This window comes from Mesoterricola silvestris (assembly GCF_030295405.1).
Taxonomy (GTDB): domain Bacteria; phylum Acidobacteriota; class Holophagae; order Holophagales; family Holophagaceae; genus Mesoterricola; species Mesoterricola silvestris.
In genome coordinates this window covers 774230-800083 of the sequence record NZ_AP027080.1, presented here as the reverse complement: position 1 = coordinate 800083, position 25854 = coordinate 774230, and the positions used below count along the sequence as shown (strand labels likewise).

Below are 25854 nucleotides of genomic sequence, written 5' to 3'. Positions count from 1 at the left end.
CCATCCTGGCGGATCCCGTACGACCCGAGGGCCACGTGATGTTCGACTACAAGAATCTGCCGGTGAAAAGAAAGATCCAGGTGGTGGTGGGAGCCTTCTCCTTCGTGCTCCTGGTCACCCTGGGCCTGGCCATCAAGGACGTGTGGGCGGCCCAGGGCCGGTGCGACCAGATCTACCACGACCAGCTGCTGCCCGTGGGCGATCTCACCGTCGTGCGCACCGCCACCCTGCGGGCCCTGGTGCTGATCAACAACCACCTGCGGGCCACGAGCCCCGCCGAGAAGGCCGCCATCGAGGCCGACATGGACAAGATGGACGCGAACCTGGACGCGGCGTGGGAACGGTACAAGAGAACCCTCACCTCGGAGGTGGCCATGAAGGTGGGGCCCCAGTACCACGCCCTCCTCCTGGAGCAGATGCGGGTCCGCCGGGATCTCGTGCTTCCCGCCTCCCGCAAGGGCGACGTGGAGGCCGGACGCAGGATCCTCCGGGAGAAGATGGATCCCCTGGACCAGCAGATGGGCCCCCTGGGCGCGGCCCTGGTGAAGGACAACGCCCGCCGGGCCGAGGAGGCCCTGGCCGAAGGCCAGGTCCAGTTCCGCCGGGGCACGATCCTGGGCATCGGTTTCGCCACCTTCGGCATCCTGGGCGGCGCCTTCCTGGGCTGGGCCCTCCTCAAGCAGGTGAACGATCCCCTGGTGGCCTTCGGGAACCTGCTGGGCACCGTGGCCGAGGGCGATCTCACGGCCCGGGCGGCCCTGGACCGCAAGGACGAGTTCGGCGCCATGGGGGTGCGGCTGAACGCGATGGTGGAACGGCTCCAGGCCGTGCTCACGGATGTGCGCGGCGGGGTGGAGGGGGTGGCCAGCGGGGCCGTGCAGCTTTCGGCGTCGGCGGACCAGATGGCCACCACCTCCCAGGACATCGCGCAGGTGTCGGAAAACCTGCGCCGGGGCAGCGAATCCATGGCCGCCTCCGTGAACGAACTGGCCCGGTCCATCGATTCGGTGAACGCCGGGGCCCAGGCCTCCCTCCAGCTCCTGGACGAGGCCCTGCGGGCCACGGACAAGGGCGAGGCCGCCGGTTCCACCACCAACGCGGCCATGACGGAAATCGCCGGCACGGCCGGGCAGATTTCCGTGGCCGTGGGGGTCATCCAGGAGATCGCCAACCAGACCAACCTGCTTTCCCTGAACGCCGCCATCGAGGCCGCCAAGGCCGGCGCCCAGGGCAAGGGCTTTTCCGTGGTGGCCGAGGAGGTGCGGAAACTGGCCGAGCGCAGCGGCACCTCGGCCAAGGAAGTGAGCGCCCTCATCGACGCGGCCCGTCAGGCCGTCGCCAAGGGCGAATCCACCGTGGAGACCACCGTGGAAACCCTGGAGGCCATCCGGAGCACCCTCAAGGACTTCGCGGACCAGACCCGCACGGTGGCGGCCGCCACCGTGGAGCAGGCCAGCGCCGGCTCCGAGGTGGCCATGCAGGTGGACGCCAGTTCCCAGCAGGCCATCGCGGTGGCGTCCGCGGTGACCCAGATGTCGGCCTCCACGTCGGAAGTGGCCCGGACGGCCCAGGAACTCACGCGGCTCTCGGAGGACCTGCAGGGAAAGGTCCGCCACTTCAAGGTCTAGACCGGCTCCTAGCTAGGGAACGATCCTCGTCCCGGTTTCGCCGCGCAGGGCCTGGGCCAGGTGGGCGGGGTCGGTGATGAGGGCCTCCCGGCCGCCGCCTTCCAGGAAGGCCACCACGGCCTCGATCTTGGGCAGCATGCTGCCGGGCTTGAAGTGGCCCTCGGCGATGTACCGCCGGGCCTCGGCCAGGTCCATCTTCGCCAGGGCCCGCTGGGTGGGCTTGCCGAAATCCAGGCACACCTGCTCCACGGCGGTGGAGATGATGAGGAGCTCGGCGCCCAGCTGCCGGGCCATGAGGCTGGAGGCCAGGTCCTTGTCGATGACGGCGGCGGCGCCGGTGAGGCGGCCCTCGGCGTCCTCCACCACGGGGATGCCCCCGCCACCCCCGGCCACCACCACGAAACCGGCGTCCAGGAGGCTCTTGATGGCCTCCAGTTCCAGGATCGCCTGGGGGCGGGGGGAGGCCACCACCCGGCGGAAGCCCCGGCCGGCGTCTTCCACCAGATCCCAGCCGTCCTTGGCCCGGTGCTCGTCGGCCTGGGCGGCACTCATGAAGGAGCCGATGGGCTTGTTGGGCTTGGCGAAGGCGGGATCGGCCCGGTCCACCAGCACCTGGGTGACCACGGTGGCGGGGGTGCGGTTCACGCCCCGGCGCTTGAATTCGTTGCGCATGGCCCGCTGCAGGTGGTAGCCCAGGGCCCCCTGGGTGTCGGCCACGCAAGAATCCAGGGGAACCATGTGCAGTTCCTGGGCGGCCAGCTCCGACCGCCGCAGGATGAACCCCACCTGGGGCCCGTTGCCGTGGGTCACCACCAGGCGGAGGTCCTCCGCCTTGAGCATGGACGCGATGTGGACGCAGGTCTCGGCGGCGGCCTCGTACTGATCGGCCACGGACTGGTGGGAGTCGTCGGCGATGAGGGAATTGCCGCCGATGGCGATGACTACGGTCCTGGTCATGACGTTCCTCCGATTGGATGAAAAATTTTACCTTTTATGATAAATTTTTTTCAATCGTTTTTTTCGACCTCTGGGTCAATTATCAATCAAACCTCCGGCGAGTGACGTGGGGCACATTGGGTGGCCCCGGCGCCCCGTCCCCTCTGCCGTTGGTGCATATTTATCGAATGCCGGAGACGCCCATGCCCCTTTCCACCCCCTCCCTGGTCCACGACGAAACCTCCATGGGCGAGTGGCATCTGCTCCACCTTTCGGCCATGAACACCATGGCCGAGCTGTCCGCCGCCCTCCTGGCCCGGGACTGGGCCCAGGTGGACCGGGCCTGCCGGTGGGTGTACGAAGTGCTCCGCCCCCACAACGAGGCCGAGGAACGCGAGCTGCTGCCGCTGCTGGAGGAACTGGGCGCCGAGGCCCTCATGGACCAGCTCATCGGGGACCACCGGGAGATGTGGGACCTCACCCTCCTCCTCCTGGCGGCCAACTCCAATGGCGCGGTGGCCGAGCCCGGCGTCTACCAGGAGCAGGCCCGCAGGCTCATGGACCTGGTGCGCCAGCACATCGACACCGAAGAGCACATCATGCTGCCGCTGCTCAAGGGCAAGTCGCTGTACATGGGCGACGAGGTCAACGCCGACGGCTACCTCATCCTGGAAAAGCGCCTCCTGGCCCCCGAGACCTGGAGCTTCATCGTCCAGGCCCCCATGGTGGCCCGGGGCCGCAAGCCGGGCCAGTTCCTCATGGTGGCCCCCTTCGAAAAGAGCGAACGCATCCCCCTCACCCTGGCCGACGGCGACGCCCGCAAGGGCTGGATCCGCTTCGTCATGGTGGAGGTTGGCGCCACCACCAAGGCCATGGGCAAGCTCAACCAGGGCGATAAGCTCTTCGCGGTGGCCGGTCCCATGGGCAGGCCCACGGAACTGGTGGACGAGGGCACCGTGGTGCTGGTGGCCGGCGGCTACGGCAGCGCGGCCATCCTCCCCGCGGCCCAGGCCCTCAAGGCCCGCGGCCAGCGGGTGGTCACGGTGCTGGGGGGCCGTTCCCGGGAGCGGGTGCTCCTGGCCGAGGAGCTGGAGGCGGCGTCGGACGAGCTCATCATCACCACCGACGACGGCACCCTGGGCCGCAAGGGCATCGTCACCCAGCCCCTGGCCGAGATCCTGGAGCGCGAGCCCGTGGCCGAGGTGGTGGCCGTGGGCCCCATGCCCATGATGCAGGCCGTTTCCGAATCCACCCGGGAGAAGGGCATCTTCACCCTCGTGAGCCTCAACGCCCTGATGGTGGACGGCACGGGCATGTGCGGCGGCTGCCGCGTGTCCGTGGGCGGCGAGATGAAGTTCGCGTGCTTCGACGGCCCCGACTTCGACGGGCACAAGGTCGACTTCAACATGCTGCGCATGCGCCAGAACTGGTACAAGGAGGACGAGACCGCGGCCCAGGACCACGTGTGCAACCTGGGCATGGCCACCCACCCGGTGACGGACGCCGACATGCCCTTCATCGCCCCCGTGGCCGACCTGGACTGGAAGAACCTGGACCTCCCCTCCCTCAAGCCCGCCCAGCGCATGAAGATCCCCCGCCAGGTGGCGGCCTGCCAGGACCCGGCCATCCGCATCGGCAACTTCTCGGAAGTGACCCTGGCCCTCAACGCGGAGCAGGCCCAATTGGAGGCCGCGCGGTGCCTGGACTGCAAGGTGCCCAAGTGCATCGAGGGCTGCCCCGTCAACATCAACATCCCGGCCTTCGTCAAGCAGATCGAAGCCGGCAACCCCCTGGAGGCGGCCCGCATCCTCAAGCAGTCCTCGAGCCTTCCCGCCGTGTGCGGCCGGGTGTGTCCGCAGGAGAAGCAGTGCGAGGCCAAGTGCGTGGTGGGCATCAAGGGCGACGCCGTGAGCATCGGGCGCCTGGAGCGCTTCGCCGCCGACGCCCTCCTGGCCGCGGAACCCGAGACGCCGCCCATGGCCGCCCCCACGGGCCGCAAGGTGGCCGTGGTGGGCGCGGGCCCCGCGGGCCTCACCGTCGCCGGGGAACTGGCCGGCAAGGGCCACGACGTGACCGTCTACGACGCCCTGCACCGCCCCGGCGGCGTGCTGCTCTACGGCATCCCCGAATTCCGCCTGCCCAACGCCATCGTGGAAAAGGAAGTGGACACCCTGCGCCGCATGGGCGTGAAGTTCGTCCTCAACACCCTGGTGGGGCGCTCCATGACCCTCGCCGAGCTGCGCGCCGAGAACGACGCCGTGTTCATGGGCACCGGCGCGGGCCTCCCCGGCATGCTGGGGATCCCCGGCGAGGACTTCAAGGGCATCTACACCGCCAACGAGTTCCTCACCCGCATCAACCTCATGCGCGCCGACCTCTTCCCCGAATCCGGCACGCCGGTGACGGTGGGCAAGCACGTGGTCATCGTGGGCTGCGGCAACACCGCCATGGACGCCTCCCGCGCCGCCAGGCGCCTGGGCCCCGAATCGGTCTCCATCGTCTACCGCCGCACCATCAAGGAATCCACGGCCCGCAAGGAGGAGCTGGAGCACACGGAGGAGGAGGGCGTCCACTTCCACTTCCTCACCAACCCCCTGCGCTGCATCGGCAACGACAAGGGCTGGATCACCCACATCGAGTGCGCCGTCATGGAGCTCACCGAGCCCGGCCCCGACGGCCGCCGCGGGGTGCGCGCCACCGCCGAGACCGTGACCCTCCCCTGCGACACCCTGGTGGTGGCCCTGGGCTTCTCCGTGAACCCCCTCATCGCCCAGACCGAGGACCGCCTCAAGACCCTCAAGGGCGGCGTGGTCCGCGTGGACGAGACCACCGGCGAAACCACGGTCCCCGGCGTCTTCGCCGGCGGCGACGTCATCACGGGCGGCGCCACGGTCATCCTCGCCATGGGCCAGGGCCGCCGGGCCGCCGAAGCCATGCACAAGCAATTGATGGCCCACTAGCCGGAACCCGTCGGCCGGTCCAGAGCTTCCCCGCCGGTGGCCGCAGGGCGGATGCCCCAGGTCCCCACCCGCGGTCCCGGCCCACCGCTGTCCCGACCCCAGTCGCCGACCCACCGCGAGCGCTCGCAGCATGACTGCTGCGAGCGCTTTGCCGTATCCAGGCAGCGGGTTGCCGGATCCCCCGGCACGGGGGCCCCACCCCCCAGGAATCCCCACCTACCCTGGACAACGGCAAGCGCATTCGCGGCAGCTCGCTGCCGCGAATGCGCTACCGATGCGTCGGCGCATGGAGCCGGGACCCCGATGGGTCGCGGTTCCCGGATGGAACAAAAGCGCGACGGTCCGCAGCCCCCGGCAGGGAAGGTCCGGACCGTGCCGAACGTCCCAACCTCCGGCGCTCGAGACGATCAGCCCCGGGCGTACCGCTGGAGTTTCTGGATGTCCAGGATGCGGACGACGGGGAAGGTGCTCTGGATGAGCCCCAGGTCCGCCAGGAGCCGCAGCGCGCGGCTGAAGGCCTCGCGGCTGGCTCCGATGCACTGGGCCAGGTCCTCCTGGGTCTCCTTGAACTCCACCAGGGCCCGGCCGGGGTTGCGGCCCTGGTACTCCAGGATCAGCTGGCCCACCCGCTCGGGGACGCTGTGGAGGCTGAGGGTCTCCACCAGGGAGATGAGGTGGCGGACCTTGCCGGCGAAGTGCTGGATCATGCACATGGCCACGGCGTTGTTCTTGGAGGCCATGATGCGCAGGGCGCCGGCGGGCACCAGCCAGCACTCGGTGTCCCCGTGGGCCTCGGCGCCGCTGGCGGCCACGCCGCCGTCGAACACCTGCACCTCGCCCACGCAGGTGCCGGGCTGGAGGATGTCGATGACCTGGATCTTGCCGCGGCCGTCGGTGCGGAACACCTTGAGGGCGCCCTGCACCACCACGAACACCCCGGGCATGGCCTCCCCCTGGGTGAAGACGGGGCTTCCGTTGGGGTACCTCCGCAGCTCGCTGACGGTGGCCAGCTCCTCGGCCTCCGCCGCCGGCAGCCCCGCCAGGTAATCGATGCGTCTCAGATTCACGATGGCCTGCCCCATGAGCACCCCAATTGCACAGTGATTTGTATCACACAACGAGGTCGATCGTGAATCCCCGCGCGGATCTAAAGCAGACCACCCGGTAATAAATTGGATATTCCCGCGCGGGCAATCTTCCCCTTTTTTCCTGGAACAGCCGGGGCCGGCGGGAATCAAACCCATGCACGCTTCAATCAAACCGTTCGAAGGACAGGGGATGTACACATCTCGCGGGTTCAGGGAGTGGGAGATCGGGGACATCGACGTCATCCGCCGGGGCAGGACCTTCCACCTCTTCCACCTGGTGCTGCCCAACCACGACTACATCGCCCACGCGGTGTCCCAGGACGGGCTGAACTGGACCCGCACCCGCAACGCCATCTTCACGGGGGAGCCGGGCACCTGGGACGACGACATGCTCTGGACCATGCACGTGAGCCACAACCCCCAGCGCAAGCTCTACGAGATGTTCTACACGGGGCTGCACCGGGCGGAGAACGGCTATTTCCAGCGCATCGGGCGGGCGGTTTCCCGGGACCTGGTGGCCTGGCGCAAGGAGAACGAGAAGAACCTCCCCCTCCTGCCCACGGGCAGCCACTACGAGGGCCCGGGCTACTCGGAGCGGGGCTGGGTGTCCTTCCGGGACCCCTTCCTGTGGCGCAGCGGGGGCCAGGAATGGCTCCTGCTGTGCGCCCGGGTGATTGGTGGTCCGGTAAGCCGGCGGGGGTGCGTGGGGCTGGTTCGGCGGGCGGAGGAGGGCTACGTCATCGAGCCGCCCCTCTTCTACCCCCGCATGTACGACGATATCGAATGCCCCTGCCTGGTGGAACTGGAGGGCACCTACTACCTCATCGGGTCCATCCGGGAGGACGTGGAGGTGCACTACTGGTGGAGCGAGACCTTCCAGGGGGAGTACCAGGCCTTCAACAACAACGTCCTGCTCCCCAAGGGCAACTACGCGGCCCGGGCCATGCTGGACGGGGACCGGACCCTCATCTTCACCTTCTACATCGACGGCCTCAACGTGGAGACCGGGGCCCGGAGCCTGCCGCCGCCCAAGGAACTGCGCAAGCGCGGCGACGGGAGGCTGGAACTGGTGAGCTACCAGCGCTGGGCGGAGAAGATCCGGGGCGCGGTCCCCTTCCTGAAGGACAACTTCAAGCCCTGCCTGGAGAACCCCACGGCGGGGTGCGACCAGGATGGCGAGCGCATCCGCTTCGCCTGCCGCAGCGGGTTCGAACTGTTCACGGTGCCCATGGCCGAGGGCTCCTGGATCTGGGAGATGGAGTGGCAGACCCTGCGCCAGGGGGACTGCGGCCTGGTGTTCGGGCTGGACGACCTGCTCAACGGCTACTTCATCTCCCTGGACACGGAGCGAGGCAAGGCCCAGATCCGGGCCTGGGGCAACCGCCTGGAGCGGGTGTTCCAGAACTACATCTACGAAAGCCTCCAGGTGGGGGAGTTCACCCCCATCGCCGACCGGCGGTACTCCCTCAAGCTCATCCGCTGGGGCGGCTACATCGAACTCTCGGTGAACGGCGTGGTGCGCCTGTCCCTGGTGGACACGCGGTTCTCGGGGCGCAGCCTCGGCATCTACCTGGAGAGCGCGGAAATCACCCTCGGGACGCCGAGCCTCCGGACGATGGAGGCGCCGGGGCAGGATCAGGCGTGAGGGGCAGGGGCAGCCGGAGGCTGTAGTGGCGGATCCCCTCCAGGATCCCGGCGGCGTAGGCCTGGCTGGCGAAGTACACCCGGGACCGGCCCCGCAGCTCGCCCAGCTCCTGGCTGTGATTGGCCACCACGATGCCCAGGCTGTCCCCCAGGAGCATGTCCCGGTCGTTGCCCGAATCCCCCGCCACCAGGAACCGGTCCAGGGGGATCCCCCACTTGAAGGCCAGGTAGCGCACCGCGTGGCCCTTGGAGGCGCAGTGGGGCAGCACGTCCAGGTTGCGGGATTCGGAGTACACCAGGTTGGCCCGGAGCCCGGCCTGGTTCACGGAGGCCGCCACCTCCTCCAGGGGCGGGAAGCGCCCGGGACGCACCGTGTAGCTGAGCTTGTAGGGGCCCTGGCGGCGCCGGTTCTGGGGGCGCAGGCCGGGGACGTCCTTGAGGAGGGCGGCCAGCTCCTCCCGGCGCCAGCCCTGGCGGATGTGGTTCTCCCAGGCCAGGTCCGGGGTGCGGTTGAAGGCGTAGCGGATCTCGGTGCCGATGCCGCTGATGATCACGTCCGGCTCGGGCACGCCCCAGGCGTGGAGGGCCCACAGGGCGCTGTCCAGCCTGCGCCCCGTGGCCACCCCGAAGGCCAGGGCCCCCCGCTGGCGGCGGATCCAGGCCAGGAGCTGGTCCAGGGCGTCCCGGTCCCCCAGGAGCGTGCCGTCCAGGTCGCAGATGAGGGCGGCCCGGGCATGGAGGAAGGGGGAGGTGCCCGGGGCCGGATCCACCGAGGCCCGCTCCCGGCGGATCCGCTTGCGCCCGCGCTTGAGGACGCGCTGGAGGACCTTGAGGTACTTGTCCACGTGGGCGTCCCAGCTGTAGGTGTCGCGCACCCGGCGCAGGCCGTTGCGGGCCCACACCGCCCACCGGGCCGGGTCGTCCAGGGCCTCCCGGATGGCCGCGGACAGCGCCGCGGGCTCCAGGGATTCCACCACCGCGCCGTTGCGGCAGTTGGCCACGATGTCCCGGGGGCCGCCGGAGTCGGTGGTCACCACGGGCAGCCCCGTGGCCGCGGCCTCGATGAGCGTCAGGCCGAAGCTCTCCTGCACCGACGGGTTCACGTAGACGCCCCGGCGCTGCGCCGCCAGGCGGTAGAAGCCCGGGATGTCCCCCGGCGCGTGGGTGCGGGGGAAGGCCACGGAGCCGAAGAGATCGTGGCGGTCCAGGGTCAGCAGCAGGCTCTCCCAGGTTCGCCGCCCCTCCTCGTCCATGTCGCGGATGTCCTCGTGGTGCCCGGCCACCAGGAGCAGGTTGGCCTTGGCCCGCAGTTCCGCGTCCAGCCCGAAGGCCTCCACCAGGCCCAGGATGTTCTTGGAGGGCACGGGGCGGCCGATGCACAGGAGCAGGGGCTTGCGGGGCCGGGACAGGAAGCGGTCCACCACGGACGCCACGGCGGCGTCGGCCCGGCGCCCCACCGCCGGCGTGAAGCGGGCCAGGTCCGTGCCCGGGGGGATGATCACCGCCCGGCGCGGATCGAAGTGGCCGTAGAGCCCGTACTGCTCGGACACCTCCTGGCGGGTGCTGGCCACCACCCGCGCCGCGTGGCTCAGCACCTCGTCCTCCGCCCGGATGCGCCGCTGGAAGTGGAAGGTGCGCTCCAGGGCCGCCTCCTTCCCGCCGGCCTGCAGGAGCCGGTCCCGCTTGCAGCGCCCCAGGGAGTGCCCCGTGTGCAGGAAGGGGATGCCCAGGAGAGCGGACAACCGCTGGGCCACCAGCCCCGCGTCGCCGTAGTGGCTGTGCAGGAGATCCGGCAGCCGCGGCAGCTCCCGGGCGTACACCAGGAAGCGGTCCACCAGCTGGTCCAGGTGGTCCCAGATCAGCTCCTTGCGAATGTACCGCCGGGGCCCGAAGGGCAGCCGGATGATCCGCGCATGGGGCCCCAGCGCCTCCTCCGGCCGGGCGTAGTCCGCGGGCAGCCCCGGATCCTGCACTAACCGGGTGAGCAAGTCCACCTGCGCCACCTCCGGCCGCCTCCCCAGCGCCTTGGCCAACTCCAGCACGTAGAGCACCTGCCCCCCCGTATCCGGATCCCGCCCCAGCTCCGGCGCTTCCCCCCGGATCAGCCCATGGACGCTGATCAACAGGATGTAGATGCCATTTTCCCTCACCCGAATCTCCAGGACAGTGCGTCCCGATGAGATGCCGGTCGAAGGCGGGGGGTTCCAGGGCGGGGCCGTTTGGACCTTCCCGCCCGCCCACGCCTTCCCTGCCGGTGGCTGCCCGTTCGTTCCGCCTGGTTCCAGGGGAAGAGCCCGACCCACCGGGGTCCCTCCCCCCCTGCGCCGACCCACCGATAGCGCCAGCAGCAAGCTGCTGCTGGCGCTTGCCGTCATCCAATGACGATAGGTGGAAGGAGAGGCGGGGCGCGCGCCTTCGGCATCCAGCGCAGGAAGTACGTTTCGACATGCATTCCCACCCCGAATGCCTGAGCGTTACCCCGTCCGCCCCATCCGGTCCCCTCCCCACCACTTCGGCTGGCCGCCCCCTAATCCTTCCCCACCCTTCGTCACAGGATGACGGCAAGCGCCAGCAGCAGCTTGCTGCTGGCGCTACCGTTGTGTCGGATCGCCGGACCGGAACCCCATGGGCCGCCCGCTCCCCCAGGAACCTCGCCGCCCCGCCCCCCAGCCCCCGGCAGGGAATGCCCGAACAGCCCGAAACGTCCAACCCGCCGGGCACGAAAAAGCCCCGGAACCCCGGGGCCTTTCCAGGAGACGAGCGGCTTCTACTTGACGCGTTCCATGAAGGAGCGGTCCACGGTGTTCACGCGGATCTTTTCGCCGGCTTCCATGTAGGGCGGCACGTTCACGATCACGCCGTTCTCCATTTTGGCGGGCTTGTAGGAACCCGTGGCGTTGGCGTTCTTCATGACGGGCTCGGTCTCGACGATCTCCAGCACGACGCTGGGGGGGAGGGTGATGCTCAGGGGCTTCTCTTCGTAGAATTCGACTTCCACCACCATGTTGGGCTGGAGGAAGACGGCGTCGTCGCCCATGAATTCCTTGGGGATCTCCATCTGCTCGTAGGTCTCGCCGTTCATGAGCACGATGTTGCCGCCGTCCTCGTAGAGGAATTCCATCATGTGCTGCTCGAGGCTGGCCTTGTCCACCTTCTCGGCGGAACCGAAGCGGTTCTCCCGGTTGAGGCCGTCCTTGAGGCGCTTCATCTTGGTGGCGATGCGGGCGGGAAGGTTGCCGGGGGTCTGGTGCTCCACGGCGGTCACCCGGCACAGTTCGTTCTCGAAATTGACGATCATCCCCACGCGGAGCTGGACGGCGTTGATGAAGGGCATGGAATCACCTCGTGGAATCTTTTGTGACTTCCAATCAGATGGCCCCCGGTGTTACCCAGGGGCCATGTGTCGGTGGTGGGCATATCAGGATTCGAACCTGAGACTTCTACCGTGTGAAGGTAGCACTCTACCGCTGAGTTATACGCCCGCGGTCCATTAGAATAGCACCGTCCTGGGTTTTGTCCAGCTCAGAATCGCCGCCGGATTTCCACCCGGATCGCCTGGGGGTCGGCGGCCTTGCGGTGCAGGTCCTGGACCACGGGCCCGTCCGGGAAGCGCGAGGCGTACTGGTACTCGTAATTGAATTTCTTGAGGCTGAAGGCGTTGATCACCTCGACGCCGAAGGTCCACCGGTCCAGGGCCACCTCGGCCCTGAGCTCCAGGGCGTCCTGCCGGCTGGCGCGGGCGGCCCCGTCCGGGGTGAGGGGGCGCACCCCGGTGCGGCGCACCTTGGCCTCCAGGGCGAAGCCCCGGTCCTTCCAGCCCAGGCCCAGGTACCCCGTCAGGGGGACGGCGCCGGGCACCTGGTCCAGGCCGTGGGCGGGGGCCTTGAAGGCGGCCCGGTTCCAGCCCCACGCCAGCTCCCCGCGCCAGGGGCCCCGCTTCACCTCGTTGTACAGCTCCAGGCCCTCGTGGTGGGCGGGGCCCCGGGAGGTGAAGGCGTTCTGGCCGGGGTCGAAGAGGACCTCGGTTTCCAGGTCCAGGCGCCAGAGGGTGAGGCTGGCCACCCAGGGAGGCAGGGGGCGGGTCTGGGCGCTCACCTCGACGCTGGTGGTGCGCACCATGGGCTGGGTGTCCCGGAAGGCGTCGCCCACCCGGAACCCGCGGCCGGCGCTGGCGGAGAAGACCGTCCCCTCCGACGGCGAGAAGGAGATTCCGGCCCGGGGGCTGCCCAGAGCCATGCTGCGGTCCTGGGGCGTCCAGGGGCCCGTGGAGGTCCGGATGCGGTTCGTCTGGAGATCCAGGCGCAGGGCCAGGAAGGACTCCCACCCATGGCCCATCCTCAAGGTGGCCTGGCCGTGGGCCGTTCCGTGGTACAGGCCCCCCGTCGCCGTCTGGCGGGGCGTGGGCGAGGCGTCCACGGGTTTGCGGTCCAGGGTGGGGTTCACCTCGGCGGTGACGCGGTCCGCGCGCAGCTGGAGGCCCGCCAGGAAGGTCCAGGGGCCGTGGTCCCGGGTGCGCTCGGAATCCAGGCCCGCGAAGGCCCTGCGGTCCACCTGCTCGAGCTGGTCCCCCTTCACGGGGTCCCGCAGGAAGTAGGTCCAGTTGTTCCAGATGCGCTGATGGTGGCCGCCTGCGTAGACCCGCACCTGCCCGGAGGAACCGGGGCCGCTCCGGGTGGTCAGGCGCCAGCCCAGGAGCACGCGCCGGTTCCAGGTGCCGTCGCCCACCCGGGCGTCGTCGGGGCCGCCGCCCCCGGTCCAGGGGCGCGCGGGGCTGGCGCCGCCGCCGTCGGTCCTGTCGTCCGAACCCAGCAGGGTGAAGGTCCAGGGTCCGTGGCGCCCCTCGCCGTCCTTGCGGAAGGCCGCGTTCATGCGCGCCGAGCCCAGGAGGTCGTCCCAGGGCCGCTCCGTGCGGGTGATGTCCAGGGCGTAGGTGAGCCGCGAAGGCAGCGTCTCGGTCCAGAGGAAGCGCGCGAAGCGGTCCGTGCGCGCTCCCCCGTACGTGACCGAGAAGAAGGGCTCCCGCTGGGCGGCGACCAGTTCCATGGAGGCCTTCCCCGCCACCGCGGTCTGGGTGGAACGGTAGAGGCCCCGGGCGTACTGGAAGCCCTCCACCACCTCCGGGATCACCAGCGCGGTGTCCAGGTAGCCGGGGCCCCGCACGTGGGAGGGGGTGTTGAGCGGCAGGCCCCCCAGGTCCACCTCGAAATCGTTCCCGAATTCCAGTTCGAAACCCCGGGCGAAGAACTGGGAGGACTCGGAACCCGCCTGGGAGGGGCGGCGGCCCTCCGCTCCCAGGAGGCCCTGTCCGATGAACGTCGCGTAAATCACACCACCCAGAAGCCAAGGCCTTGCCATTCCACCCTCCCACGGGAAAGCCGGCGTTTGGCCATAGGGCCAAATCCAAGGAAGCTGCCGGGTCCCTTCTTGGTGTGGGAATCCGGCCCGGGGTTCTATGAGTTGATAATTGAATCACCACCCGGAACCAGGATTCCGCGCCTTCCGTGTATCGTGGTTGCCGAGGTGATCCGTGATTCTTCCATTCCAAGGCATGGCTCCGCGCATCGGCGAACGCGTCCTGGTGGCCCCCAACGCAACGGTACTGGGGGACGTGGCCCTGGGGGACGACACCTCGGTGTGGTTCAACTGCGTGCTCCGGGGGGACGTGAACGCCATCTCCATCGGGCGCCGGGTGAACATCCAGGATTTCTGCTGTCTCCACGTCACCAACCAGCGGTGGTCCCTCACCCTGGAGGACGAGGTGAGCATCGCCCACAACGTCATGCTCCACGGCTGCACCGTGCGCCGCGGGGCCCTGGTGGGCATGAGCTCGACGATCATGGACGGCGCGGACGTGGGCGAAGGGTGCCTGGTGGCGGCAGGATCGCTCCTGAAGGAGGGCTTCAAGGCCCCGCCCGGGACCCTGGTGGCGGGGTGGCCCGCCACGGTGAAGGGTCCCCTCTCCCCCGCGCAGCGGGAGCTGGTGGCCGGCATCTGGCCGCGGTACGTGCACTACAAGGAGGCCTACTTCAAGGACGGGTGGCCCGTGGCCGTGTCCCCCGCGGCGGCCTTCCCTGAACCCGGCTTCCGGGAGGGGCATCTTTTCCCCTAGGCGGGGAAGGCCCGTTTACGGCTAGACTTTCTTCCATTGAAACCCCAGAGCCCCATGAGCCCCCTCCTCGTCCTCCGCGTCCACACCGATCTCCGCCTTGGTTTCGGGCACCTCGCCCGGGCCCTGGTGCTCCAGGAACACTGGCGCGGCCTGGGCGGCACCGCCTGCATCGCCGTCTCCGGCGACGCCCGGGCCCGCCAGGTGGGCCAGGGCCTCCACCCCTTCGACGGCCAGCCCCTGCCCTGCCGCACCGTGGACCTGGGGGAGGACCTGCACGCGCCCCTGCCGGACGCCCTCCGGGCCGAGGCGGCCGTGGCCCTGGTGGACCTGTGGGACGCCACCCAGGAGGACGTGGCCGGGGCCCGGCCCCTGAAGGTGGCCCTCATGGAGGACGAGGGGGACGCCCACGAGGCGGCGGACCTGCTCTTCCAGCCCTACCTGGAGGGCGTGAGCTGGCCGGCCTCCCCCCTGAAGGTGGTGGACGGCCGCAAGGTGCGGCCCCTGGAGACGAGCCGCGGCGCCTGCCGCATCCTCCGGGGCTCCCACTACATCGTCGTGGATCCCCAGGCCCTGGCCGTGCGGCCCCGGCGGGAGCCGCTCCAGCCCCTGGCGGTGCACAAGCTCCTGGTGACCTTCGGCGGCACCGACGGCCCGGGCCTCGCCGCCCGCGCCCTGGAGGTGCTGCGCAGCCTGGCGGCCTCGGGGCGCTGGACCGGCGCCTGCACCCTCCTGGCCCCCCAGGGCCTGGAGGCCCCGCCCTTCCCGGGCTGCCGCATCCTCCGGAGCCTGCCCGCCCTCACCCGCCATCTCCAGGAATTCGACGCCCTGTGGTGCGCCGGGGGCCTGACCCTCGCCGAGGCCCTCTGCATGGGGGTCCCCGCCGCCACCTGGGGCCAGAACGACCGGCAGCAGATCATGCTCTCGGACCTGGCCCGGGTGGGCGGGTGCCTGGACCTGGGCCTGGGCACCGACGCCGACCCCGAGGCCACCCGGGACGCCCTGGAGCAGTGGCTGGGCCCCGAGGGCCAGGAGACCCGCCAGGAGCAGGTGCGGGACGGCATGGCCCTGGTGGACGGCATGGGCGCGAGCCGCGTGGCCCAGGAGCTCTGGAGCCTCGCAACTCTTCAAAAGAGTCCTTGACCCCCTAGGGGATCAACGATAAAGTTGGTGTTCTGCGCATCACAAGATGGGCAGCTTGACGATGGATTTCACATCGAATTCGTAGGTTTTCGGAGTTCGGCCATGAGCACCTATTTCCCCAAGGGTCAAGACCTCATCAACCGCAAGTGGTTCGTCGTGGACGCCACCGGACTGCCCGTGGGCCGTCTGAGCACCGTCGTCGCCGACGTCCTCTCCGGCAAGAGCAAGCCGACCTGGACCCCCTTCATCGACACCGGCGACCACGTGGTGGTCATCAATGCCGCCAAGGCCGTCTTCACCGGCAAGAAGGGCACGCAGAAGTTCTACCGCCGCACCAGCACCCAGCCCGGCAGCATGGTCGAGGTGCGGGCGGACGTCATGAAGATCACCTTCCCCGGCCGCATCATCGAGAGCGCCGTGAAGGGCATGCTGCCCAAGGGCCCCCTGGGCCGCGCGATGTATCGCAAGCTCAAGGTCTACGACGGCGCCGAGCACCAGCAGCAGTCGCAGCAGCCTGAAACCCTGGCTATCAAGCTCTAATCTACCGAGGCACACATGGCGATTTCCCAGAACTACGGAACCGGTCGGCGCAAGTCCTGCACGGCTCGCGTCTTCCTGCGTCCCGGCACCGGCAAGGTCACCGTGAACGGCCGCACCGAGGAGAACTACTTCCCCAACGCCGTGCTGCGCATGGTGGTGCACCAGCCCCTCGTTCTGGCCGAGCTGGATGGCAAGTTCGATCTGGTCGTGTCCGTGTCCGGCGGCGGCCCCGCCGGCCAGGCTTCGGCCATCCGCATGGGCCTCTCCCGCGCCCTCCTGGGCTACAACGACCAGCTGAAGAGCATGCTCCGCCAGGCCGGCCTGCTCACCCGCGATCCTCGCATGAAGGAACGCAAGAAGCCCGGTCAGATGGGCGCCCGTCGCCGCTTCCAGTTCTCGAAGCGCTAGTCTTTGGCAATGCGTATCCAGGACGGGGAGATTCGATCTCCCCGTTCGCGTGTTTGACGGACTCCCCACGGCGGCTTGCCGCTTGACTTGGCCGGAGTCGATTCGGGCGGAGATTTCCCCTTCGCCCTCCATCCCCCGCGGCATCCGCCGCTTTCCCCGGGAGGCCTTCCATGGCTGCCATCCAAATGAAGGAACTGCTTGAAGCCGGTGTGCACTTCGGCCACCAGACCAAGCGCTGGAACCCCAAGATGAAGAAGTACATCTTCGGCGCCCGCAACAGCATCTACATCATCGACCTGCAGAAGACGCTCCGCCTCTGGAACACGGCCGCCAACTTCCTCACCAAGGCCGCCAGCGAAGGCAAGAACTTCCTCTTCGTCGCCACCAAGCCCCAGGCCCAGGAGCTCATCGCCGAGCAGGCCCAGCGCTGCGGCGCCTTCTACGTGAACAACCGCTGGCTGGGCGGCATGCTCACCAACTTCGCCACCATCAAGAAGTCCCTGGACAAGCTCAAGGACATCGAGGCCACCCTCAATGATCCCGCCCGCACCGCCCAGCTGACCAAGAAGGAAATCCTCACCCTGACCCGCTCCAAGGAGAAGCTCGAAGCCTCCTTCGCCGGCATCCGGGACATGCGCGCGGTTCCCGACGTCATCTTCGTCATCGATCCCCACCGCGAGGACATCGCCATCACCGAGGCCGCCAAGCTGGGCCTGAAGATCGTGGGCCTGGTGGACACCAACTGCGATCCCGACAAGATCAACTACGTGATCCCCGCCAACGACGACGCGATCCGCTCCATCCTGCTCTTCTCCGAGCGCGTGGCCGACTCCATCCTCGAAGGCCGCCAGTCCTTCCAGGACAAGGGCGACAGCGACAACATGAAGGCCATGATGGCCGAGAAGATGAACGAAGGCGGCGAAGCCTAGGCTACCTGCTTCAAGCGGTCAGGCGCCGGCCCCGGGCCTGGCGGCTGACCGCTCAGTTCTTACGCGACTTTCCACAGGAGTTTCCAAATGGCATACACGGCCCTAGATGTGAAGGCCCTCCGGGACAAGACCGGCCTGGGCATGATGGACTGCAAGAAGGCCCTGGACGAGAACGGCGGGGACATGGACAAGGCCATGGACTACCTCCGCAAGAAGGGCCTGGCCTCCTCCGCCGCCAAGGCCGGCCGCATCGCCGCCGAAGGCATCGTGGAGTCCTACATCCACCCCGGCGGCCGCGTGGGCGTGCTCATCGAGCTCAACTGCGAGACCGATTTCGTGGCCCGCACCGAGAACTTCACCCGGCTCGTGCGCGAGATCGCCATGCACATCGCCGCCCACGACCCCGCGCCCCAGTTCGTGACCAAGGAAGAGGTGACCCAGTCCTTCCTGGACAAGGAGAAGGAGATCGCCACCTCCCAGGCCATGGCCACCGGCAAGCCCGCCGCCGTCGTGGAGAAGATCGTCGAAGGCAAGATGAACAAGATCTACGAGGAAGTCTGCCTCCTGGAGCAGAAGTTCATCATGAACGGCGATCTCACCGTCGCCCAGCACCTGGCCACCAAGACCGCCGAGATCGGCGAGAAGCTGAGCATCCGCCGCTTCACGAAGTACGTGATGGGCGAGGGCCTGGAAAAGCGCAACGACGACTTCGCTGCGGAAGTGGCCGCCCAGGCCGCCGCCGCCAACAAGTAGGCCGGGCGACGCACCCACAGCATCGAGAAGGCGGCCCCTGCGCCGCCTTCTTCCATTTCAGGAGGTTTCATGAGCAAGACCGCGTGGTTGTTCCCGGGCCAGGGTTCCCAGGCCGTGGGCATGGGCGTGGCGCTGGCCGAGGCGGAACCCGCCGCCAGGGCCCTTCTCCAGGAGGCCGACGAGGCCCTGGGCTTCCGGCTCTCCGCCCTCATGGCCCAGGGCCCCGAGGAGCAGCTCAAGCTCACCGAGCACACCCAGCCCGCCATCCTCACCCACAGCACCATGGTGGTGCGCGCCTACGGGGAGCGCCTGCCCAAGCCCGACTTCGTGGCCGGCCACAGCCTGGGCGAGTACAGCGCCCTGGTGGCCAACGGCGCCCTCCGCTTCGCCGACGCCGTGCGCACCGTGCGCGAGCGGGGCCGGGCCATGCAGGTGGCCGTGCCCGTGGGCGTGGGCGCCATGGCCGCCATCCTGGGCTCCACCGTGGCCGACGTGGAGGCCGCCTGCGCCGAGGCCCAGGCCCAGACCGGCAAGGTGGCGGTCCCCGCCAACTTCAACGGCCCCGGCCAGATCGTCATCGCCGGCCACGTGGAGGGGGTGGACGCCGCCATGGAGATCCTCAAGGCCAAGGGCGTGCGCAAGATGGTCAAGCTCCCCGTGAGCGCGCCCTTCCACAGCCCCCTCATGGAGCCCGCCAAGACCCACATGGAGCCCCTGCTGGCCGCCACCGTCTTCGCCCAGCCCTCCTGCCCCCTGGCCAACAACGTGGACGCCGCCCTGGTTAGCGACCCCGCGGCCCTGCGGGAGGGCCTGGTGCGCCAGATCCCCGGCGCCGTGCGCTGGGAGGCCCTCACCGCCGCCCTGCTCCGGGAGGGCGTCACCGCCTTCTACGAACTGGGCCCCGGCAAGGTGCTCAGCGGCCTGGTGAAGCGCCAGGCCAAGGAGGCCGGCATCGAGGTGGCCGCCTACGCCATCGGCGGCCCCGAGGACCTGCAGGCCCTTGCCTAGCCTGGTCTACCTCCACGGCTTCGCCTCGGGCCCCGGGGGGTCCAAGGGCGAGCACTGCCGGCGCTGGGCCGGGGCGCGGAGCCTGGACTACCACGCCCCGGACCTGAACCTGCCCACCTTCGAGGCCCTCACCGTCACCGCCCAGGTGGAGGCGGTGGAGGCCCTCCTGGGCGCCCTGCCGGAGCCTCCGGTGGTGGTGGGCAGCAGCCTGGGGGGCCTGGTGGCCGCCGCCGTGGCCCAGCGGGGCGCCGCCCTGGCCGGCCTCATCCTCCTGGCCCCCGCCTTCGGCTTCGCCGCCCGGCGCCTGGAAGGCCCCCGCTGGGCCGGCTACCGCCGCCGGGGCACCATGCCCATCTTCCACCACGCCCGCAACGCCTGGACCCGCCTGGGCCCCGCACTGCTGGCGGACCTCCCCGCCTGGGCGGACGAGGACCGGTGGACCCTGGAGGTGCCCCTGGCCATCCTCCACGGCACCCGGGACGAGGCCGTCCCCCTCGACTCCAGCCGCGCCTTCGCGTCCCGGCACCCGGGGTCGGTACTCGTGGAAGTGGACGACGACCACGCCCTGCTGGCGGAACCCACGCTGAGGATCCTCGATCAATTGCTCCGTTCAGCCCTCCCTTAAGCCGTCCGGGGCATCGCACGTGTCCCGGCCAGGCTAGAAGGGGCTCTCCGGCACCGCCTCCGACAAGGTCGGGGCCAGGCGGGCCCGGCGGAGGAGCCGGGACCAGGCCGCCAGCAGCAGGGCGGGGAAGCCGATCCAGAAGAGTTCGGTCCAGAGGCTGTACAGGAAGCGCCAGGTGTGGACGCGGCCCAGGGGCAGGGGGGCCACCTGGCCGGGCTGCCACACGCAGGCCCAGCGGGTTTCGGAGAAGGGCATGAAGAGGGCCACGCCGACGCCGCCGGAGGTGAGGGCGTCCAGGAGGCCGTGGGACAGGGCGGCGATGGTCAGGCAGAGCCACACGGAGCCCCGGCGCTGGTCCCGGCGGTAGGCCAGGAGGAACACGGTGGCGGCGATGAGCAGGGCCGCGAAGAGGGAGTGGGCCACGCCCCGGTGGTTGAGCACGTGGCCCCGGTGCATGTCCAGGAGGCTCACGAACCAGTCCAGGTCCGGGGCCATGGCGCAGAGGGCGGCCAGGGCCCAGGTGCGGCGGGGGAGCTTGTCCCCCTGGAAGGCTGTGGTGATGGCCAGGCCGGCGACGGCGTGACCGAGGAGGGAGGGCATGGGGGCCTCGGACAGGGTCCGGAGGCGCGCCGCCGGATTCACCATGCTAGGGAAAGCCGGGGTCCGGCCTGCCACGGGCGTGTAAAAGGTGAGACGGGGATCTAGTGGCCCTTCACGGCGTCCCGCACGCCGTGGCCCACGTCCTTGGCGCCCTCCTTGACCCCGTGGCCCACCTTCTTCGCCCCTTCGCCCACGGCTTTGCCGGCGGTCTTGGCGGCATGGCCCACGGCCTTTCCGGCGGTCTTGGCCCCCTTCCCCACGGCCTTGGCGCCCTTCTTCACGGCGTGGCCCACCTCCTTGCCGGCCTCCTTCACCCCTTCCACGACGCCGGGCTTTTCCTCCTGGGCCAGGGCGGCGCCGCCCGCCAGAACCAAGGCCATCAGGGTCAAATGTTTCACCATGGCCGCCTCCGGACCCCCATTCTAGCCCAAGGGGCAAGGGGGGGGCCGTTTGTTAAAAAGGGGCGTAATGGCATACTTACAGGTCACCCATGGCCGCCACCCCTTCCCGCCTGCCCTCGCGCCTCCGTCAAGCCGGCAAGGTCCTCACCAGCGGAATCCTCTTCACCCTCCTGGGGGTGGGGGGCTGCCTGTGCTCCCTGGTCATCCCCCCGGTCCTGGCGGTCCTGCCGGGGGGCAGGGAGGCCAGGCGCCGTCGGGCGGCCCGCATCATCCGGCTCTTTTTCCGATGCTTCGTGTTCGGGCTGGAGGTGTCCGGGATCCTCAGGGTGGACGTGGACGGCAGGCCCCCCGGACCCGAGGGGGTGCTCATCCTGGCGAACCACCCCTCGTACCTGGATATCGTCGTCCTCATCGCCCTCCTGCCGGACACGGTGTGCGTGGTCAAGGAGGCGGTGTGGAACAGCCCCATCTTCGGGTCCCTGGTGCGCTCCGCGGGCTTCATCTCCAACCAGGGGCCCGAGGCGGTGCTGGAGCACTGCGGCCAGGCCCTGGAGGCCGGCCGGAACCTCGTCATCTTCCCGGAGGGCGGACGGACCCGCGCCGGGCAGCCCCCCCGGTTCAAGCGGGGGGCGGCCCACCTGGCCCTGAGGACCGGGGCCCCGATCCTGCCCGTGCGCATCGCCGTGGACCCGCCCCTCCTGGCCAAGGGGGACCGCTGGTACATGGTTCCGGCGCCCACCTGCCGCTTCGGGCTCCAATTCGGCGCTCCCCTCCTGGCCGATCCCGCGCCGGTCGCGGAGCACCCCCGGGCGGCCCGGGCCCTCACGCGGCTCCTGGAGAGCCGTTTCCACGAGGAGAGCCATGGCTCCGACGCCCCTTGAACTCAAGGCCTTCATCATCGAGACCCTGGACCTGGAGGACCTCCGGCCCGGAGACATCGGCGACGACCAGCCCCTGTTCCGGGGCGGCCTGGGCCTGGATTCGGTGGACGCCCTGGAACTGGCCATGGCCCTCAAGCGCCGCTACGGGGCATCCGTGGAAGCGGCCGGCGCGTTCCAGGAGCGGCTCGGCACCGTCAGGGCCCTGGCCCGATGGCTGGCTGGGGATGGAACGAATTAGGGTTGGGCAATTAATAGGTTGAATGAATAGTTAGGTTGTGCGCATGACTTATGCCTCGTAAACCGGGATTTTCGGCACGGGAATACGAGGCACGCAGCTAGGCAGACCAGGAGGCCATCGCGTGAAATGGGGTCTGGCTGAAGCGGTGACGGGACTGGCCTTGGGGATTCGGCAGGACCATCGAAAAGGATAAACGCTGGGGCGCAGAGGGCTCGCTGGGGCGCTGGGGAAAGAAGGTGAACTTTGGGGGGGGGTGAGGGCAGGTCCTCTTGGAGGGGCCCATGCCACGTTATTGGGGAGAACACTCAGGGGATGATTATCCCCACCAGGAGATCACACAGGCGATAATCGAAGCTGCCATCCGGGTTCAGAATGCGCTAGGGCCGGGCCTTCTCGAGGATGCTTACAAGGCCTGCTTGGCGCATGCCTTGAGGGGGAGTGGCCACAAAGCCTTGCGGGAGGTTTGCCTGGACATCGTCTGGGAGGGCCTGACCGTCGATGGTGCCTACAAGATGGACCTCGTGGTGGACGACAAGGTCGTGGTCGAAGCAAAAACGGTGGAGAAGCTGGTGGATGCCCACTTCGCCCAGATCAACAGCCAGCTGCGATTCTCCAGTCTCGAGGTTGGCCTGCTTCTCAACTTCCGTGCCTGGCCCCTCAAGGATGGCGGAATCCGCCGCGTCGTTCACACCAGACCCTGACCCCCAGCGCCCCAGCGAGTCCTCAGCGCCCCAGCGTTTGGTTTTTCTGCTTGGTATTCGTGGCGCACGACATACGTGCCATGCCAAAGAGCGTTCCTTGGAAACCCCATGCTCCGGGCCGATCGGATACAAGCCATCCCTGCTCACAGATCCCGAACAGGCCCTAAACGTCTCACCCATCCACCGATCTATACTGGTGTCACCCACCCACCAAGGAGTCCCCATGAAGCCCATGGCAACCCTCGCCATCATCGCGGTCCTCCTGGGCGCCCCGGCGCTCGACGCGGGCACCCAGCTCTCCCGGGCCGTGGCGGACGGCAACCTGGTCCTGGCCAAAAGCCTGGTGGAGGCCGGTGAGAAGGTGAACGAGCTCGACAAGTGGGGCTGGACACCCCTGGCCTGGGCGGCCTATTACGGCCAGCCGGCCATCGCCAAGTGGCTCCTGGAACGGGGGGCGGATCCCAATATCCTCACCACTCGCAAGTACGGCCGGTACAAACCGGGCGTTTCCCCACTGCTGCTGGCCGCCTACTACGGGCACGACGAGATCGTGGCCGACCTCCTCAAGGCCAAGGCCGACCCCGGCCTCACGGATGTGTCCGGCAGGAAGCCGGTGGACTACGCCAAGGAATTCGGGTTCACCAAGTGCGTGGAGCTGCTTTCCCGGTAGAGCGGAACCGCTTCACCAGGAAATAGGCCGGCAGGGCCAGCAGGAACCCCAGCAGGGGGCCCACCACCAGGGCCCCCAGCAGCCATTCCCCCAGCCGCTGGGGAAGCTCGGCCAGGAGGCCCTGGCGGTTCCAGGTGGTCCACCAGCGGCCGTGCAGGAGCAGGTGCCCCATCTGCACGCACACGAAGGGCACGAAGGGGGCCACGCACACGTTGGAGGCGCCCAGGCCGGCCAGCTTGTTCAGGTGCAGGCGCTGGTGGACGAAGGCGATCACCAGCAGGCCGAAGGGGATGATGGGCAGGCTGCCCAGGAAGACCCCCAGCCCCACCGCGGTGGCCAGGGCCGCGGGGCTGCCGTGTTCCAGGGCCAGGGCCCGCAGGAAGGCGCATGGGGACACCAGGGCCCGGCGGGCCTCCCGGGCCAGGGGCGTCCCGGGGCTCCGGAAGAGGGCGCGGGTCACCAGGAAGGTGTGGAGGGCCGTGAGCCGGAGGTTGTCCCGGAAGGCCCGGAAATGGGAGATGCGCTGGCTTCCCGGAAGGTACAGCACCCGGACGGGGGCCTCCACGATGGGCAGGCCCGCCCAGGCGCCCCGCACCAGCACCTCCACTTCGAAGCCGTAGCGCCGGGACCGGAACCGGCCTTCCGCGAGGAGGGCGACGGGATAGACCCGGAAACCGCTCTGGGTGTCGGCCAGGTCGCATCCGCATTCCAGGCGCACCCAGAAATTGGAAAAGGCCCGGCCGAACCGGCTGGACCGGGGCACGTCGGCGCCGTCCATGGCGCGCACGCCCACGGCGATGGCGGGCCAGGCCGCGAAGGCGGCGGCCACCAGCGCCGGGGCATCCGCGGGGAAGTGCTGGCCGTCGGCGTCGAGGGTGAGGATGGCCTCGAAACCCTCGGCCATGGCGGCCCGGGCCCCGGCCAGGAGCGCGGCGCCCTTGCCCCGGTTGGCCTCCAGGCGCAGGGTGCGCACGGGCAGGTCCGCCACCCGCTCCAGGGCCCCGTCCCGGCTTCCGTCGTCCACCACCAGCACCGGGTATCCCTGGCCCAGGAGCCCCTCCACGACCCCCCGCAGGGTGGCGGCGTGGTCGAAGACGGGCACCACCGCCAGGAGGCGGGGCGGCTCACCCACGGGACGGCCCCCGCCGGCGCCCTTCCACTTCCAGGATCATTCCCCCCCGGCCGAAGGCCTTGAGCAGGTGGCCCTCGATGCGCACCGGGTCGATGCCCGCGTCCCGCAGGAGCGCGGCCACCTCCCGGCGGGAGCGGGACCGGAGCCAGATGCCCTGGCGCAGCGCGTTGCCCAGCTGGGTCCAGAACCGCAGGAAGGAGGTGCGGGCGGTGAAGAAGTACACGGGCGCCCCCGGTTCCAGGTGGGGCGCCAGGCGCCGGAAGAAGCCCGGGAGGTCCTGGAAGTACTCGAAGACCAGGAAGGAGAACACGGCGGCGTAGGGGCCCTGGAAGTCCAGGGCCTCCGCGTCCCCCTCCATGGTGCGGATGTTGGCGATGCCCGCGGCTCCGGCCTTGAGCTCCAGGTGGCGGAGCATGTTCCCGGAGAGGTCCACGGCGTGCACTTCGCCGCACCGCCGCGCCAGCTCCAGGGTGAAGATGCCGGTGCCCGCCCCCACCTCCAGCACCGTGCCGGTGCCCTGGAGGAGGGCGGGGACGCGCTTGCGGAAGAGCTCCAGCTCCAGGTTCCGGCTCAGGGCCACGGGGGTGCCGAACTGCTCCTCGTCGTAGGTGTCCGCGAGGTCGTCGTAGAAGCTCTCGGCGGCGCCCTGGACCTCCAGGCGGCGCCCCATGATGGCCCGGCCCAGGAGCGCGGAGGGGGACACCACCTCCAGGTTCCGCTCCCGCAGCCCCCCCAGGAGCTCCTCGAATTCCGCCAGGAGCCGGTCCAGGGTGGACCGGGAGGGCCTCACGTCGTGCAGGAGGATGAGATCCCCTGGCCGGACCTTGCCCAGGATGCGCCGGGCCAGGCCCGGCACGCGGCGGTTGCCCTGGTCCAGGGCCCTGCAGCTGAAGTTCACGCAGAACATGCCGTGGTCCAGCAGGACGGGCCAGAGCCGGGAGCTGGTGATCCCCACGGGGGGCCGGAAGGCCCTGGGAAGGATCCCGAAGCCCTTGAAGATCTCCTGGGCGCGGCCCACCTCCTCGCGCAGGACGCGCCGGCTCCGGAGCATGAGCATGGGGAAGTGGTGCCAGCTGTGGCTGCCGATCTCGTGGCCCCGGGCCAGGATCTCCCGCACCAGGCCGGGGTTCGCCTCGGCCTTGGCGGCCACCAGGAAGAACGCGGCCTTCAGGCCGTGGCGGTCCAGCAGGTCCAGCACCGCGGGGGTGACCTCGGGGTCGGGCCCGTCGTCGAAGCTCAGGGCCACCCTGGGCACCTTGCGGCTGCCCCGGGAGAGGATGGGCAGGAAGAACCCGAACCGGGTCATGAACGGCGCGACCCCGCAGAGCAGGACGAAGAGGGCCAGGGGCACCGCCGCCAGCCGCGGGTCCACGAAGAGCAGCAGGAAGGCCAGCTGGAACGCGGTGAGGGCCGTCAGGTGGGCCACGGAAAGGGGAAAGCGCATGTGTGCTATATTACAGAAT

General features: G+C 69.4%; 24 protein-coding genes and 1 tRNA gene. 15 read left to right on the top strand and 10 right to left on the bottom strand.

Annotated features, from left to right (window positions below):
* Positions 1 to 38 precede the first annotated feature (38 nt).
* Complete coding sequence (locus R2J76_RS03360; protein WP_316415879.1) at positions 39 to 1628, top strand: methyl-accepting chemotaxis protein; 1590 nt, start codon at positions 39 to 41, stop codon at positions 1626 to 1628.
* Positions 1629 to 1640: 12 nt separating this feature from the next.
* Here R2J76_RS03360 and R2J76_RS03355 read toward each other — a convergent pair whose 3' ends face one another.
* Positions 1641 to 2585 (bottom strand): carbamate kinase, encoded by a 945-nt coding sequence (locus tag R2J76_RS03355; protein WP_316414372.1) that lies wholly within the window; start codon positions 2583 to 2585, stop codon positions 1641 to 1643.
* Between the two features lie 182 nt (positions 2586 to 2767).
* On the opposite strand from R2J76_RS03355, the gene gltA reads away from it, so the two are divergent.
* Positions 2768 to 5524 carry an NADPH-dependent glutamate synthase gene (gltA, locus tag R2J76_RS03350; RefSeq protein ID WP_316414371.1) on the top strand — a complete coding sequence of 919 codons (2757 nt, stop codon included), beginning with the start codon at positions 2768 to 2770 and terminating at the stop codon, positions 5522 to 5524.
* 407 nt (positions 5525 to 5931) lie between these two features.
* Here the strand turns inward: gltA and R2J76_RS03345 are convergent, their stop codons facing one another.
* Positions 5932 to 6591: a Crp/Fnr family transcriptional regulator gene (locus tag R2J76_RS03345; protein ID WP_316414370.1), complete on the bottom strand. Its 660-nt coding sequence runs from the start codon at positions 6589 to 6591 to the stop codon at positions 5932 to 5934.
* Between the two features lie 211 nt (positions 6592 to 6802).
* Here R2J76_RS03345 and R2J76_RS03340 point away from each other — a divergent pair, with 211 nt between their 5' ends.
* Positions 6803 to 8257 carry a glycoside hydrolase family protein gene (locus tag R2J76_RS03340; RefSeq protein ID WP_316414369.1) on the top strand — a complete coding sequence of 485 codons (1455 nt, stop codon included), beginning with the start codon at positions 6803 to 6805 and terminating at the stop codon, positions 8255 to 8257.
* On the opposite strand, the gene R2J76_RS03335 is transcribed toward R2J76_RS03340, so the two are convergent.
* The 4 genes from R2J76_RS03335 to R2J76_RS03320 form a co-directional block, all read right to left on the bottom strand.
* Positions 8199 to 10406 carry an HAD-IIB family hydrolase gene (locus tag R2J76_RS03335; protein WP_316414367.1) on the bottom strand — a complete coding sequence of 736 codons (2208 nt, stop codon included), beginning with the start codon at positions 10404 to 10406 and terminating at the stop codon, positions 8199 to 8201. The two genes, R2J76_RS03340 and R2J76_RS03335, sit on opposite strands and share 59 nt — an antisense overlap.
* A gap of 617 nt (positions 10407 to 11023) precedes the next feature.
* Positions 11024 to 11590, bottom strand: coding sequence for an elongation factor P (efp, locus tag R2J76_RS03330; protein WP_316414366.1), 567 nt, complete (start codon positions 11588 to 11590; stop codon positions 11024 to 11026).
* A gap of 73 nt (positions 11591 to 11663) precedes the next feature.
* Positions 11664 to 11738, bottom strand: a tRNA-Val gene (locus tag R2J76_RS03325).
* A 40-nt stretch (positions 11739 to 11778) separates the two neighbouring features.
* On the bottom strand, positions 11779 to 13611 hold the full coding sequence (locus tag R2J76_RS03320; protein ID WP_316414365.1) for a TonB-dependent receptor domain-containing protein: 1833 nt from the start codon (positions 13609 to 13611) through the stop codon (positions 11779 to 11781).
* Between the two features lie 172 nt (positions 13612 to 13783).
* Between R2J76_RS03320 and R2J76_RS03315 the strand changes: the two genes are divergently transcribed.
* The 8 genes from R2J76_RS03315 (at position 13784) to R2J76_RS03280 (ending at position 19768) form a co-directional block, all read left to right on the top strand.
* Positions 13784 to 14365: a gamma carbonic anhydrase family protein gene (locus R2J76_RS03315; RefSeq protein WP_316414364.1), complete on the top strand. Its 582-nt coding sequence runs from the start codon at positions 13784 to 13786 to the stop codon at positions 14363 to 14365.
* 54 nt (positions 14366 to 14419) lie between these two features.
* Complete coding sequence (locus R2J76_RS03310) at positions 14420 to 15505, top strand: hypothetical protein (RefSeq protein WP_316414363.1); 1086 nt, start codon at positions 14420 to 14422, stop codon at positions 15503 to 15505.
* A gap of 102 nt (positions 15506 to 15607) precedes the next feature.
* Positions 15608 to 16045 (top strand): 50S ribosomal protein L13, encoded by a 438-nt coding sequence (rplM, locus tag R2J76_RS03305; protein ID WP_316414362.1) that lies wholly within the window; start codon positions 15608 to 15610, stop codon positions 16043 to 16045.
* A gap of 15 nt (positions 16046 to 16060) precedes the next feature.
* Positions 16061 to 16453, top strand: a complete 393-nt coding sequence (rpsI, locus tag R2J76_RS03300; protein WP_316414361.1) for a 30S ribosomal protein S9 — start codon at positions 16061 to 16063, stop codon at positions 16451 to 16453.
* A 170-nt stretch (positions 16454 to 16623) separates the two neighbouring features.
* Positions 16624 to 17382 carry a 30S ribosomal protein S2 gene (gene rpsB, locus R2J76_RS03295; RefSeq protein WP_316414360.1) on the top strand — a complete coding sequence of 253 codons (759 nt, stop codon included), beginning with the start codon at positions 16624 to 16626 and terminating at the stop codon, positions 17380 to 17382.
* A gap of 87 nt (positions 17383 to 17469) precedes the next feature.
* Complete coding sequence (gene tsf / locus R2J76_RS03290; RefSeq protein WP_316414359.1) at positions 17470 to 18135, top strand: translation elongation factor Ts; 666 nt, start codon at positions 17470 to 17472, stop codon at positions 18133 to 18135.
* Between the two features lie 69 nt (positions 18136 to 18204).
* The gene (gene fabD, locus R2J76_RS03285) at positions 18205 to 19143 is read left to right on the top strand and encodes an ACP S-malonyltransferase (RefSeq protein ID WP_316414357.1); all 939 of its coding nucleotides are present in this window, start codon (positions 18205 to 18207) and stop codon (positions 19141 to 19143) included.
* Entirely contained in the window at positions 19136 to 19768 is a 633-nt protein-coding gene (locus R2J76_RS03280; RefSeq protein ID WP_316414356.1) for a YqiA/YcfP family alpha/beta fold hydrolase, read from the top strand. The genes fabD and R2J76_RS03280 overlap by 8 nt, the downstream gene beginning before the upstream one ends.
* A 33-nt stretch (positions 19769 to 19801) precedes the next feature.
* Here the strand turns inward: R2J76_RS03280 and R2J76_RS03275 are convergent, their stop codons facing one another.
* Positions 19802 to 20368, bottom strand: a complete 567-nt coding sequence (locus R2J76_RS03275) for a metal-dependent hydrolase (RefSeq protein WP_316414355.1) — start codon at positions 20366 to 20368, stop codon at positions 19802 to 19804.
* 101 nt (positions 20369 to 20469) lie between these two features.
* The gene (locus tag R2J76_RS03270) at positions 20470 to 20769 is read right to left on the bottom strand and encodes a hypothetical protein (protein ID WP_316414354.1); all 300 of its coding nucleotides are present in this window, start codon (positions 20767 to 20769) and stop codon (positions 20470 to 20472) included.
* An 89-nt stretch (positions 20770 to 20858) separates the two neighbouring features.
* Here R2J76_RS03270 and R2J76_RS03265 point away from each other — a divergent pair, with 89 nt between their 5' ends.
* The 4 genes from R2J76_RS03265 (at position 20859) to R2J76_RS03250 (ending at position 23259) form a co-directional block, all read left to right on the top strand.
* Positions 20859 to 21650: a lysophospholipid acyltransferase family protein gene (locus R2J76_RS03265; protein ID WP_316414353.1), complete on the top strand. Its 792-nt coding sequence runs from the start codon at positions 20859 to 20861 to the stop codon at positions 21648 to 21650.
* Entirely contained in the window at positions 21631 to 21888 is a 258-nt protein-coding gene (locus R2J76_RS03260; protein ID WP_316414352.1) for a phosphopantetheine-binding protein, read from the top strand. The genes R2J76_RS03265 and R2J76_RS03260 overlap by 20 nt, the downstream gene beginning before the upstream one ends.
* A 281-nt stretch (positions 21889 to 22169) precedes the next feature.
* The gene (locus R2J76_RS03255; protein ID WP_316414351.1) at positions 22170 to 22589 is read left to right on the top strand and encodes a GxxExxY protein; all 420 of its coding nucleotides are present in this window, start codon (positions 22170 to 22172) and stop codon (positions 22587 to 22589) included.
* Between the two features lie 223 nt (positions 22590 to 22812).
* Entirely contained in the window at positions 22813 to 23259 is a 447-nt protein-coding gene (locus R2J76_RS03250) for an ankyrin repeat domain-containing protein (protein ID WP_316414350.1), read from the top strand.
* On the opposite strand, the gene R2J76_RS03245 is transcribed toward R2J76_RS03250, so the two are convergent.
* A complete protein-coding gene (locus R2J76_RS03245; protein WP_316414349.1) occupies positions 23228 to 24391 on the bottom strand; it encodes a DUF2062 domain-containing protein in 1164 nt (387 codons plus the stop codon). The genes R2J76_RS03250 and R2J76_RS03245 overlap by 32 nt on opposite strands.
* A complete protein-coding gene (locus R2J76_RS03240) occupies positions 24384 to 25835 on the bottom strand; it encodes a polysaccharide deacetylase family protein (RefSeq protein WP_316414348.1) in 1452 nt (483 codons plus the stop codon). The genes R2J76_RS03245 and R2J76_RS03240 overlap by 8 nt, the downstream gene beginning before the upstream one ends.
* Positions 25836 to 25854 lie beyond the last annotated feature (19 nt).

Bases quoted from the DNA above. Each gene is read 5' to 3' on its own strand.
- R2J76_RS03360 (WP_316415879.1), top strand. From the start codon at position 39: ATGTTCGACTACAAGAATCTGCCGGTGAAAAGAAAGATCCAGGTGGTG.
- R2J76_RS03355 (WP_316414372.1), bottom strand. From the start codon at position 2,585: ATGACCAGGACCGTAGTCATCGCCATCGGCGGCAATTCCCTCATCGCC.
- gltA (WP_316414371.1), top strand. From the start codon at position 2,768: ATGCCCCTTTCCACCCCCTCCCTGGTCCACGACGAAACCTCCATGGGC.
- R2J76_RS03340 (WP_316414369.1), top strand. From the start codon at position 6,803: ATGTACACATCTCGCGGGTTCAGGGAGTGGGAGATCGGGGACATCGAC.
- efp (WP_316414366.1), bottom strand. From the start codon at position 11,590: ATGCCCTTCATCAACGCCGTCCAGCTCCGCGTGGGGATGATCGTCAAT.
- R2J76_RS03320 (WP_316414365.1), bottom strand. From the start codon at position 13,611: ATGGCAAGGCCTTGGCTTCTGGGTGGTGTGATTTACGCGACGTTCATC.
- R2J76_RS03310 (WP_316414363.1), top strand. From the start codon at position 14,420: ATGAGCCCCCTCCTCGTCCTCCGCGTCCACACCGATCTCCGCCTTGGT.
- rplM (WP_316414362.1), top strand. From the start codon at position 15,608: ATGAGCACCTATTTCCCCAAGGGTCAAGACCTCATCAACCGCAAGTGG.
- rpsI (WP_316414361.1), top strand. From the start codon at position 16,061: ATGGCGATTTCCCAGAACTACGGAACCGGTCGGCGCAAGTCCTGCACG.
- rpsB (WP_316414360.1), top strand. From the start codon at position 16,624: ATGGCTGCCATCCAAATGAAGGAACTGCTTGAAGCCGGTGTGCACTTC.
- tsf (WP_316414359.1), top strand. From the start codon at position 17,470: ATGGCATACACGGCCCTAGATGTGAAGGCCCTCCGGGACAAGACCGGC.
- fabD (WP_316414357.1), top strand. From the start codon at position 18,205: ATGAGCAAGACCGCGTGGTTGTTCCCGGGCCAGGGTTCCCAGGCCGTG.
- R2J76_RS03275 (WP_316414355.1), bottom strand. From the start codon at position 20,368: ATGCCCTCCCTCCTCGGTCACGCCGTCGCCGGCCTGGCCATCACCACA.
- R2J76_RS03270 (WP_316414354.1), bottom strand. From the start codon at position 20,769: ATGGTGAAACATTTGACCCTGATGGCCTTGGTTCTGGCGGGCGGCGCC.
- R2J76_RS03265 (WP_316414353.1), top strand. From the start codon at position 20,859: ATGGCCGCCACCCCTTCCCGCCTGCCCTCGCGCCTCCGTCAAGCCGGC.
- R2J76_RS03260 (WP_316414352.1), top strand. From the start codon at position 21,631: ATGGCTCCGACGCCCCTTGAACTCAAGGCCTTCATCATCGAGACCCTG.
- R2J76_RS03255 (WP_316414351.1), top strand. From the start codon at position 22,170: ATGCCACGTTATTGGGGAGAACACTCAGGGGATGATTATCCCCACCAG.
- R2J76_RS03250 (WP_316414350.1), top strand. From the start codon at position 22,813: ATGAAGCCCATGGCAACCCTCGCCATCATCGCGGTCCTCCTGGGCGCC.
- R2J76_RS03240 (WP_316414348.1), bottom strand. From the start codon at position 25,835: ATGCGCTTTCCCCTTTCCGTGGCCCACCTGACGGCCCTCACCGCGTTC.